Here is a 10,664-nt window from a genome sequence, read left to right on the forward strand (position 1 = left end):
GTCGACAACACTTTTCTTTAACGAACATTTGCCCCTTGAGCTTCGAGGGGCTTAAAAGGAATTGAGGCATCATGGCTTACAGTACTTTTAACCAAAACAAAAATGACCAACTAAAAGAACCAATGTTCCTTGGTCAATCGGTTAACGTAGCGCGTTACGACCAACAAAAATTTGAGATCTTTGAAAAGCTAATCGAGAAGCAACTTTCTTTCTTCTGGCGTCCAGAAGAAGTGGATGTATCAAGCGACCGTATCGATTACAACAAGCTTCCAGATCATGAAAAGCACATTTTCATCTCGAACTTAAAATATCAAACGCTTTTGGATTCTATCCAAGGTCGTAGCCCGAACGTTGCCCTACTACCTCTAGTATCACTACCAGAGCTAGAAACGTGGATTGAGACTTGGTCATTCTCTGAGACAATCCACTCACGTTCATACACGCATATTATTCGTAACATCGTTAACGATCCTGGTATCGTATTTGATGACATCGTAGAGAACGAGCACATCCTAAAGCGTGCTAAAGACATTGCTCACTACTACGATGACCTTATTCAGATGACCAATGACTACCACCGCCTAGGCGAAGGTACGCACATGATTGGCGGCGAAGAAGTTAAGATCAGCCTATACGACCTGAAAAAGAAACTTTACGTATGTCTAATGTCAGTCAACGCACTAGAAGCGATTCGTTTCTACGTAAGTTTTGCTTGTTCATTTGCATTCGCAGAGCGTGAGCTAATGGAAGGTAACGCGAAAATCATCAAGCTAATCGCTCGTGATGAAGCGCTGCACCTAACTGGCACACAGCACATGATCAACTTGCTGCGTAACGGTCAAGATGACTTCTCATTTATGCAAGTCGCTGAAGAGTGTAAGCAAGAGTGTTTTGATCTATTCAAAGAAGCGGCTGAGCAAGAAAAAGAGTGGGCAGAATACCTATTCAAAGATGGCTCGATGATCGGTCTGAACAAAGACATTCTGTGCCAATACGTTGAATACATTACTAACGTACGTATGCAAGCTGTTGGTCTACCAGCCGCTTACCCAGAAGCAACGTCTAACCCGATCCCTTGGATCAACGCTTGGTTGTCTTCAGACAACGTACAAGTTGCGCCTCAAGAAGCGGAAATTTCATCTTACCTAGTGGGTCAGATTGAAAGTGACGTTAAAGCAGACGACTTTAAGGACTTCGAACTTTAATGCCTAGCATCAAAATCAACGGTATCGTTAATATCGCTTCTAACCCAAGCAACACTCTATTGGAGACCATGGAGCAAGCTGGCTTGGAAGTCGAATACAACTGCCGAGACGGTCACTGCGGCGCCTGTCGCTGCAAGCTTAAGTCAGGTGATGTTGAATACGTTGGTTTTGCGATGGCTTATACTCAAGCAGATGAAATTTTACCTTGTATTACCCGCGCCAAGAGCGATGTTGAGCTCGAAGAAGTGGTGTATAAGTTAAAAGAGAAACGCGCTTAATCGAAGCTAAAACGCAAAAGACCAGTCAAACGACTGGTCTTTTTTTATCTGATCAAGGCAGGATAACAAGTCTAAGTGACTTGGTTAACGCATGCGCCTGAAAGCAACTCATCGGCAGTCACCATAGAAATCGCTTTTCCCGCTATTTCTCTACCACCATCATCAAACAGCGATACTCGAAAGCCCATGCTTTGAGAAGATTCGCTTTCTTCTGGTGCTTTGCGCCACAGCGAGTGCACATCATAATGGCTCGAGTTAAATGCCTCGCCTAACACTACTTTTTGACTCGCTATCTGATACCAAACCAAAATTTTAGACTGTTGAAACATACCACCCTCCTTGTGCGTTTCTGCCCAGAACTTTTAGTTTAAGATCTATTTAACAAAGATCCTGTGTCAATTTAAAGAATCTCAGTTATTGGTTTAAATATCAGCCACATAGCACTTAGAAGATTTTCGTATAAGCGTTAACTAAACCAGCGTAAGCACGAAATAAGTCAACAAGATCAACCCAGTAAACGACTCGGAACGTGGATCTCTTTCTCTCGTTTTAAAGAGCTATAATTGGCAAACATCGGCTTGTTCGACAAATAGCGTCGCAACATATCCGCGCAAACGGTGGTAATCAACGTCTGTTGATCTTCTGGCGTAAAACGTCGATTAAAAGTCAGTACTTGTCCCCACTCCCCTTCTGGCGTCGCCACTGCAACAGCAAAACTATTGTCGACTAAACGCCCCGATACAATGGCTATATCCGTAACACATTTATCTTGCGTAGCACCCGCTAATGCTAACGTTTCAGCTAAAATATCAGCATCATTGTCACCGACATTAACTTTGCCACCCAACACCCAGCCGTGACCACAATATTCTCTTGCTTGCGGGTTAGAATGAAGCCAGTTGGCTAAACTACCATTGGTTGAGCGTTCTGCTAATGAAATAGATAGTTTTCTCTCGCTAATCAATTGACCAACATGAGATGCCATAGGCTGATCAATACTGACCACGTTTGGTTCAATGAGCTTGAAAATCAGTTGCATCAATTTAAGACGGGTGTCCAAATCACCTTTAGGTCCAAACAACTTAACCTCGATGTATGGTAGGTAAGAGCGATAGCCGAGTTGGTAACCTTGCGGCAGTTGCAGTTTATCGAGCTTATCCGAGAGACCAGACTCAGAGGTTCCAAAGGTATAGATCTTCGCGCAATCCAGACCTTCTACATTGATATAGGTACGTTGTAAATCCGGTACGATTTGCTCATTCACCATGCGCTTAAACTCACTCGGCACACCAGGGGTGAAATAGAACAAGCAATCATTAATCTGCATTTTGAAGCCGCATGCAGTACCAATCGGGTTATCAATCAAGGTTGCTCCCACTGGCAACATCGCTTGTTTGCGATTGCTCTCCGGCATGCTCATGTTGCGAGAAGCAAAAAATTGCTGCAAACGTTCCAGCCACAGTGGTGACAACTCTAGCTCGACTTCAGCCGCCGCTGCCGCCGCTTCAGTACTTAAATCATCGCTCGTTGGTCCTAAGCCCCCATTCACTACGACAACATCGCAGTTAAAACTGAGCATAAGCAACTCTTCAACCAAACCGTTAAACGTGTCACCCACGGTTGAACGTTTCGTTAAAGGAAAACCTTGTTGGAAGAACAGTTCTGATAGCCATGAAGCATTTGTATCGACGATATCGCCGTGCAAAACCTCTTCACCCGTACTTAACATTGCGATTTTCAACATAATTTCCTTTTCGCAGAAAGTTGATGTCCAGCAGATTTCCGCTACCAATCTCTTTTATTTCAATTTGGTTGACTACACTATGTAGAAACACAGAGTTAGTTGTCTCTAGCCTCAGCCAACAATAATAACGATGGAGCTCATTGTGCTTAAAAGACGTTTCGCCACTTTGGCTTTCTCTATTTCACTATCTGCCGGTGCTGTGTGCAGCGACATTGAAACATTGCACACGATTAACTTTGATAACCACAGTGTAAACAGTCCTGAAGTTGGCTTCTACTCTTTTCAAGACTTTAACGCATTAAATAGTAGCGACACAGGGCTGGATCTCGAATCTCAGCCACGCTATCTACAAATTTCTACTGAACCGGATTTCGATTACCTCAAAGAGCAAACTTATACCATCTTAGGTTTGAGCGTTGTCACCGTTGGCTTAATGACACTTTTGCCTGAGTCCATTACAAAATGGGACGATGATGACCGAAGCATTTCAAATCTCGGTCAAAAATGGGTAGATAACGTCAAAGAGGGACCGGTATGGGATCGCGATGAGCACTTTCTTAACTACATCATGCATCCCTATTTTGGTGGTGTTTATTACACTGCAGCGCGTCATGCCGGTTATGATGAATTTGACTCATTTCTCTACTCCGCTTTTCTATCGACCTTCTTCTGGGAGTATGGCGTAGAGGCTTTCGCTGAAGTGCCATCATGGCAAGACCTATTTATCACGCCATTTTTTGGTGCCGTCGTGGGTGAACTGATGTTTGAAGCCGAGCAAGATATTGTTGCCGGTGGTGGAGAGGTTTGGGGTTCAGAATCGATGGGCAACGTCACGCTCTTCTTCCTTAACCCTGTAGGACATATTCACGGTTGGGTCACCGATGCTTGGGGCGGCAGCGCCAGTTTAAGCTACAGTAGTCAGCCTTGGTTTGGTAACCAAGACGCAGCGCAATTTGCACTAGATGCCGGTGCTAGCTATGACCAAGTCTTTTATGGCGTAGAATTAGAAATCTCTTTTTAAAACGTCGAGTTATTATAAGGATACCATTTTGTGCTCAAAGTTCGATTCTTAAAGTACGGATGATGGATTAGGTCAAAAAATTGATCAAGATCAAACCAGATAATACTCTGAGTTCTACACTGAATCTAAAGCAAAACAAAAATATTTATCATCTTTGCTTTGTATCCTTGTCCTTCGCATGCATTCAGGAGGCATCATATGACGACTACTTTCATCGTAAACTTTGTCGGAAAAGCGTCACCTTCCACAATTAAAAAACTTGCCGCGGTCACCCATGAAAATGGTGGTAAATGGTTAATCAGTAAAGTGAACTTTATTGAAAACCAGGTAGCCGCTGTTATCAAAGTGGAACTGCCTAGTGAGAATGCAGATCTGGTAAAACAAGCATTCAACGATCAGCCTGATCTACTGGTTCAAATTATCGACTCGGGTGTACACCAGCACTGTGCTGACACCATCTTCCAGATTCGACTAGATGCCAACGATAGAGCCGGCATCGTTAACGAAATTACCCATCTACTCGACAATCAGGGTATTGATATCCTTGATATGGACTGCCAACGTGTGTTTATCGCCGGTGGCGGTGGCGTGAGTTCAAGTCTATTTACTTCACAGATCGCGCTGCGTCTACCAAGAGAAGTACAAATTGCAGATGTGGTTAAAGAACTAGAATCTCTGAGCGAAGATACACGCGTCGTTCTACAGCAATAACACATAAGCTATCGATCTTATGAATAGAACAAAGCCCGCTTTTTAGCGGGCTTACTCATACTCAGTATTTGGGCAAAGTCTAACTAACGCTCCACTGAGAAAGAGAGCGCTTAAAGTCTGAATAATCAAACTCGTTAAGCTTTTCCACCTCGCCACTGCTGCGTTGACAGTAGACTGAAGGCATGCGCAAACCATTGAACCAGTTGAGCTTAACCATGGTGTAACCGGCACTATCGAGAATATGTAACCTCTGACCAATCTCTAAAGGCTGTGCAAAGCTCGCTTCACAAAACTGATCGCCCGCCAAGCACGAACATGACCCAATCACATATTGATGCTCGCCCTCCTCGCTTGCTTCGAGAATCGACGCTGGTTCATTATAGATAAGGGTATCGAGGCGATGTGCTTCAGTAGCTGAATCAACAATCGCAGTCTGTTTCACGTTCTCTACGATGTCTACCACAGTCACGACAAGATCGGTGGTTTTAGTAATGATTGCCTCACCAGGCTCAAGATACATTTGTACCCCATGCTTAAGTGAAAAAGCTTTCAGTGCTAAACCCAACTTCTCAATGTCATAGCCTTGCCAAGTAAAGAACACGCCTCCGCCCATACTGACCCAATCAAGCTTATCGAGATAGTCACCAAACTGCGCCGAAATCTCGTCAAGTAAGGCAATAAATGCATCGACGTCTTTGTTCTCACAGTTCATATGGAACATCACACCATCAATGGTATCGAAGACTTGCGGTTGAATATGATCCGCTTGTACACCGAGACGTGAAAACTGACGCGCCGGGTTAGCCAGATCTTGTCCGGCATAACTGACACCAGGGTTAAGACGCAAGCCAATCGATGCTTTTCCCTCAACAATATGACGATAAGCGTTAAGTTGCGATTGCGAATTAAATATCATCTTATCGCAAATATCGACCACTTCACGTACATCAGCTTCACTGTAACCAACACTATAAGCGTGAGTCTCCCCGCCAAAGGTTTCGTAACCCAGTTTTACCTCAAACGGACCAGAACTCGTAGTGCCATCTAGATATGGCTTAATGATGTCAAATACACCCCAAGTTGAAAAACACTTGAGTGCCAACACCAGTTTCACACCAGAGATCTCTTTAAGCTGCTTCGCCTTTTGTAGATTTTCGATCAACTTATCTTCGTTGATCATAAAATAAGGCGTTTTTAATTCACTATGCTGCATACAAACCTTTTCTTACTGCGGATTATGCCGCAGGCATAAATCCGGAATCTCTCAGTTAAACAAGATTCCGCATCACGCGCGTTACGCGCAATACGGAGTAGCAAGTTATTGCTTCAGCTTATGAATCAGCGGTTGACCAGGCTCAAGCTCTTGAACATCCCAGTCGAGACCAATCGACGGCATGGTTTCTAGGAATGGATCTGGATCGAGTTGCTCCATATTGAACACCCCTTTGTCCGCCCACTCACCACGGAAGAACTGCAGCGCCGCTGTGATTGCTGGCACACCCGTAGTGTACGAAATGGCTTGATGCTCAACATCCTGGTACGCAACTTCATGATCCGCGTTGTTGTAAATAAACACACTACGCTCTTTGCCGTCTTTGCGACCTTGAACCCAAGTACCAATACAGGTTTTACCGGTATAGCCTGGAGCAAGTGACGTTGGATCAGGTAGTAATGCTTTGAGTACATGCAACGGTTGTACAACCGTGCCATCATGCAAAGTAAGCGGATCTGGGCTCAATAGACCGATGTCACGCATAACATTGAAGTAATTTAGGTAGCGATCACCAAAGCCCATCCAAAACTCAATACGTTTAGCTGGAATAAACTCCTGCATCGAACGTACTTCATCGTGCGCCATCGAGTAGACTTTATGGGTGCCACAATTTGGGAAATCAAACTCCAGCATACGTGAGTGACATGGCACTTGTTTCCACAGCCCTTCTTCCCAGTAGAAAGAATCACCTTGGATCTCCAGCATATTAGTTTCTGGGTCAAAGTTAGTCGCAAATTTCTTACCGTGGTCTCCCGCATTCACATCCATCACGTCAATCGTGTCGATTTCATCAAACAGATGTTTTACTGCATAAGCGGCGAATACTGAAACCACACCTGGATCGAAGCCCGCGCCCAAAATACCCGTGATGCCCGCTTGCTCAAACTTTTCACGATAGCCCCACTGCCAATCGTAAGCTTGTGGTACTTGCTGACCTTCGCTGCACAGATCCACTGCCACCGATGTATCTAAGTACGACACTTTCGCTTGGTAACACGCTTCCATAATCGAGATGTTTACCCACGGAGGACCTGCGTTAATCACTAAATCAGGCTGAACTTCGTTAATTAGAGCAACCAGTGCGTCGACGTCGTCAGCATTGACCGCACGCGCCTGAAGTTTCTTCGAAGCGTCTTTAAGATTATTTTTCTTATCAATCGATTCGATGATCTTCTCACACTTAGCCAGTGTACGTGATGCAATAGTAATATCGCCTAACACATCGTTGTTTTGCGCCGCTTTATGTGCGACTACCCAACCAACACCACCAGCACCAATTTGTAGAATTGCCATTGTTTTCCATTACCTCTATTTAACTAGCTCAGCCGCTAGCGATTTGACTTCATTGAGTAAAGATTCGAAATCTGAAATCTTTAAACACGGGTTCAAAATTGTGAATTTTAATGCAGACTTACCTGCAACCACCGTCTCGCCTAACACTGCAATTCCGCGTGTTAACGCTTCGAGTCTTAGCGATTGGTTTAAACTGTCTAAGTCCGTGACATGGGGATTAACTGCACGGAACAACACTGTGGTCAGTGAAGGTTCCGCCAGCAGTTCGAATTCATCATGATTTCGAACCAAATCAGCAACCTGTTGAGTCTGCTCAATCAAATGGTCGTACATATTGCCCAACGATTGAGGACCAACACTTTGCATGGTCATAAACACTTTTAGTGCATCAAAACGCTTGGTTGTCGCGATGGATTTGTCGACCAAATTCGGCAGCTCATCGTGCTCACGATTGAGATAGTCGGCGTGATGCAATAAGTATTTGAAGTTAGCTTTCTCTTTTAGCAGTAACGCGCCACAACTGATGGTTTGGAAGAACAGCTTGTGAAAATCAACGCTAAGAGAATCGGCTTGTTCGATGCCAACTAAACGATGTTTGTGTTGGCTCAGAATCAACGCGCCACCGTACGCAGCATCAACATGGAACCAAAGCTGGTGATGTTTCGCGATATCCGCAATTGCTGCGAGATTATCAATCGCACCATGATCGGTGGTACCTGCGGTTCCGACTACCGCAAAAGGAAGCAAACCTTGCTCCTTAAGAGTGACGATCTCAGCTTCAAGTGCAGCGGTTTTAATTGTGCCGTTATCCTCGCAATCAACACAGCTTACCGCGTTCTCACCTAACCCGAGTAGAGAAGCGGATTTTTGAACGGTGAAGTGCGACTTCTTCGAACACAAGATGCGCAGCTTGCTGGCAAATTCAGGTAGACCATGTTTTTGAATCGAGTGCCCTGCAAGCCTGTCGGCAATCCAGTCGCGTGCTAGCAGCAGCCCCATTAAGTTACTTTGTGTGCCGCCACTAGTAAAAATGCCATCTGACTCGCTACCAAGGTGGTACTTGTCACACATCCAATCAATCACTCGCTGCTCAACATAAGTCGCGGCAGAGGCTTGATCCCACGAATCCATCGACTGATTGAGCGCCGCGATCATCGCTTCTGCGACAACCGAAGGCATCAGCGGTGGAGTATGCAAATGCGCAATACAATTTGGGTGTTGGACAATAATTGAATTTTTGGCAACCAATTCAGCGGTATCATTGATAACTTTAGTCAGGCTTTGCTGCTGATTATCGAGATCAACTGCTTTAATCGCGTGCTCAAGCAGTTTGGGATCCACACCTGAGTAAGGTGCATCGACTTGTTCAAACACTTGCTTCATGGCAGCGGTAGTTTGGTTCATCACTTTGGCAAACTGCTCACTGCCTTGCGCACCAGTATGGATAAAATGCTCATGCCAGTTGTCTTGCGGGTTTACGGCAACATGATTACCACCAGCAACAAGAATCGCTTCTTCTAATACGCGTAAAGCAAAGTCTAACTGCTCGTAAGAGATGATCAGTGGAGGGAGAAAGCGGATCACCGAACCATCTCTACCACCTTTTTCAACGATTAAACCGCGCTCTAAAGCCGCACGTTGAATACGCAGAGTCAACTCACCATCAGACGCTGGTTCACCAAACTTGTTCAGCTCAGCGCCGGGCTTACAAATTTCGATGCCGAGCATCAGCCCCATGCCACGCACGTCAGCAATGCAATCAACGCGGTTTTGGATCGCTTCTAGTCCATGACGCAAATATTGTCCCGCAACATGCGCATGTTGTACTAAGCCCTCACGCTCAATGATCTCGAGCGCTTTAGCGCCTGAAACCATTGCCAACTGATTACCGCGGAAAGTGCCGGTATGCTCACCTGGCAACCAAGTATCGTATTGCTTATTAATCACCAATAGCGACATTGGCAAACCGCCACCAATTGCTTTGGACAGGCAAAGAATATCTGGCTGGATGCCTGATGCTTCATAAGCAAAATGATTACCGGTTTTACCCACGCCGCATTGAATCTCATCAAAGATCAACAAGATACCATGCTCATCACAAATGCGGCGTAGCTCTTTGAGCCAAAACGCAGGTGCGGGAACCACGCCCCCTTCACCTTGCACCGGCTCAACAATCATCGCTGCTGGCTTCATAATGCCCGCTTCATCGTCGGCTAACAGGCGCTCGATATAACGAATACCCGCTTTAGCGCCTTCATCTCCACCGAGACCGAAAGGACAACGCAAATCATAGGGAAATGGCATAAAGTGCACATCAGACATCAATCCGCTGCGACGCGCTTTGGTATTAAGATTGCCCATCATCCCCATGGTGCCGTTGGTCATGCCATGATAAGCACCACGAAAAGCGAACATGGTATTACGCCCCGTGGTTTGTTTAGCCAGTTTGATTGCCGCTTCGACCGCGTCAGCCCCTGAAGGACCACAGAATTGAATCGCACAGTTTTCCGCAAGCTCTTGCGGAATAAAGCGTCTGACTCGCTGAATGAAGGTGTTTTTCGCTTGAGTAGTAATATCAAGCGTTTGGTAGGGTAACCCAGAATCTAGCTGCTGCTTTAAGGCGTGATTGATTTCCGGATGATTATAGCCAAGGGCTAAGGTCCCAGCCCCTGCCAGGCAGTCCAGATATATCTGCCCGCGAGTGTCTTCGACTAGCGCCCCAAATGCTTTTTGAATCGCGATAGGCAGTCGACGTGGATATGAACGAACTTGCGACTCAAACTGCTCTTGCTCTAGCAGAGTGTTGTCTAACGTAAGATCATAAATCCCTTCCACATGTGGGATCTGGGTAGAAAAATAGGATGCGATATTCTCAGTATCGACTTCAAAGGCTGTGCTCATGATTATTCCCTTGAACGTAACCGCTCGCACACATTTCAGATGTGCGAGATGTAACAGTACTTTCGCAAGCGACAGGCGTGCGAAATCCGTCCCATCAAATTGATGGATTACATGTCAAAAATAGGGATCAAGGCTCAGTAATGCTGCTGTTTTGAAGCACAGGGCATTTAGGTAGAACAAAGCTGATTTGTGTGTGTAAGTTATGTGGTTTCAATGTTGGGTTTCCCATTCACATGTC

9 protein-coding genes are annotated in these 10,664 nt (G+C 45.4%); 4 read left to right on the forward strand and 5 right to left on the reverse strand.

Features of this window, described 5'->3' with window-relative positions:
* Positions 1-71: 71 nt before the first annotated feature.
* On the forward strand, positions 72-1,205 hold the full coding sequence (gene nrdB, locus GZN30_RS06305) for a class Ia ribonucleoside-diphosphate reductase subunit beta (RefSeq protein WP_075649642.1): 1,134 nt from the start codon (positions 72-74) through the stop codon (positions 1,203-1,205).
* On the forward strand, positions 1,205-1,483 hold the full coding sequence (gene yfaE / locus GZN30_RS06310; RefSeq protein WP_075649643.1) for a class I ribonucleotide reductase maintenance protein YfaE: 279 nt from the start codon (positions 1,205-1,207) through the stop codon (positions 1,481-1,483). The genes nrdB and yfaE overlap by 1 nt, the downstream gene beginning before the upstream one ends.
* Positions 1,484-1,554: 71 nt before the next feature.
* On the opposite strand, the gene GZN30_RS06315 is transcribed toward yfaE, so the two are convergent.
* Both GZN30_RS06315 and GZN30_RS06320 read right to left on the reverse strand, forming a co-directional pair.
* Complete coding sequence (locus GZN30_RS06315; RefSeq protein ID WP_075649644.1) at positions 1,555-1,812, reverse strand: 30S ribosomal protein S6 modification protein; 258 nt, start codon at positions 1,810-1,812, stop codon at positions 1,555-1,557.
* A 176-nt stretch (positions 1,813-1,988) separates the two neighbouring features.
* On the reverse strand, positions 1,989-3,227 hold the full coding sequence (locus tag GZN30_RS06320; RefSeq protein WP_075649645.1) for a CinA family nicotinamide mononucleotide deamidase-related protein: 1,239 nt from the start codon (positions 3,225-3,227) through the stop codon (positions 1,989-1,991).
* Between the two features lie 142 nt (positions 3,228-3,369).
* Between GZN30_RS06320 and GZN30_RS06325 the strand changes: the two genes are divergently transcribed.
* Positions 3,370-4,248, forward strand: coding sequence for a DUF3943 domain-containing protein (locus tag GZN30_RS06325; RefSeq protein WP_408646791.1), 879 nt, complete (start codon positions 3,370-3,372; stop codon positions 4,246-4,248).
* A gap of 198 nt (positions 4,249-4,446) precedes the next feature.
* Positions 4,447-4,959, forward strand: a complete 513-nt coding sequence (locus tag GZN30_RS06330; RefSeq protein ID WP_075649646.1) for a glycine cleavage system protein R — start codon at positions 4,447-4,449, stop codon at positions 4,957-4,959.
* A gap of 79 nt (positions 4,960-5,038) precedes the next feature.
* On the opposite strand, the gene nspC is transcribed toward GZN30_RS06330, so the two are convergent.
* The 3 genes from nspC to GZN30_RS06345 all read right to left on the reverse strand — a co-directional run bounded on the left by nspC (position 5,039) and on the right by GZN30_RS06345 (position 10,426).
* Positions 5,039-6,172 carry a carboxynorspermidine decarboxylase gene (gene nspC, locus GZN30_RS06335; protein ID WP_075649647.1) on the reverse strand — a complete coding sequence of 378 codons (1,134 nt, stop codon included), beginning with the start codon at positions 6,170-6,172 and terminating at the stop codon, positions 5,039-5,041.
* Between the two features lie 105 nt (positions 6,173-6,277).
* On the reverse strand, positions 6,278-7,525 hold the full coding sequence (locus tag GZN30_RS06340) for a carboxynorspermidine synthase (RefSeq protein ID WP_075649648.1): 1,248 nt from the start codon (positions 7,523-7,525) through the stop codon (positions 6,278-6,280).
* A 15-nt stretch (positions 7,526-7,540) separates the two neighbouring features.
* Positions 7,541-10,426, reverse strand: a complete 2,886-nt coding sequence (locus GZN30_RS06345) for a pyridoxal phosphate-dependent class III aminotransferase (RefSeq protein WP_075649649.1) — start codon at positions 10,424-10,426, stop codon at positions 7,541-7,543.
* Positions 10,427-10,664 lie beyond the last annotated feature (238 nt).

The organism is Vibrio ponticus (assembly GCF_009938225.1).
GTDB lineage: Bacteria > Pseudomonadota > Gammaproteobacteria > Enterobacterales > Vibrionaceae > Vibrio > Vibrio ponticus.

Bases quoted from the DNA above. Each gene is read 5' to 3' on its own strand.
- GZN30_RS06340 (WP_075649648.1), bottom strand. From the start codon at position 7,525: ATGGCAATTCTACAAATTGGTGCTGGTGGTGTTGGTTGGGTAGTCGCA.
- GZN30_RS06345 (WP_075649649.1), bottom strand. From the start codon at position 10,426: ATGAGCACAGCCTTTGAAGTCGATACTGAGAATATCGCATCCTATTTT.
- GZN30_RS06320 (WP_075649645.1), bottom strand. From the start codon at position 3,227: ATGTTGAAAATCGCAATGTTAAGTACGGGTGAAGAGGTTTTGCACGGC.
- nspC (WP_075649647.1), bottom strand. From the start codon at position 6,172: ATGCAGCATAGTGAATTAAAAACGCCTTATTTTATGATCAACGAAGAT.
- GZN30_RS06330 (WP_075649646.1), top strand. From the start codon at position 4,447: ATGACGACTACTTTCATCGTAAACTTTGTCGGAAAAGCGTCACCTTCC.
- nrdB (WP_075649642.1), top strand. From the start codon at position 72: ATGGCTTACAGTACTTTTAACCAAAACAAAAATGACCAACTAAAAGAA.
- GZN30_RS06315 (WP_075649644.1), bottom strand. From the start codon at position 1,812: ATGTTTCAACAGTCTAAAATTTTGGTTTGGTATCAGATAGCGAGTCAA.
- yfaE (WP_075649643.1), top strand. From the start codon at position 1,205: ATGCCTAGCATCAAAATCAACGGTATCGTTAATATCGCTTCTAACCCA.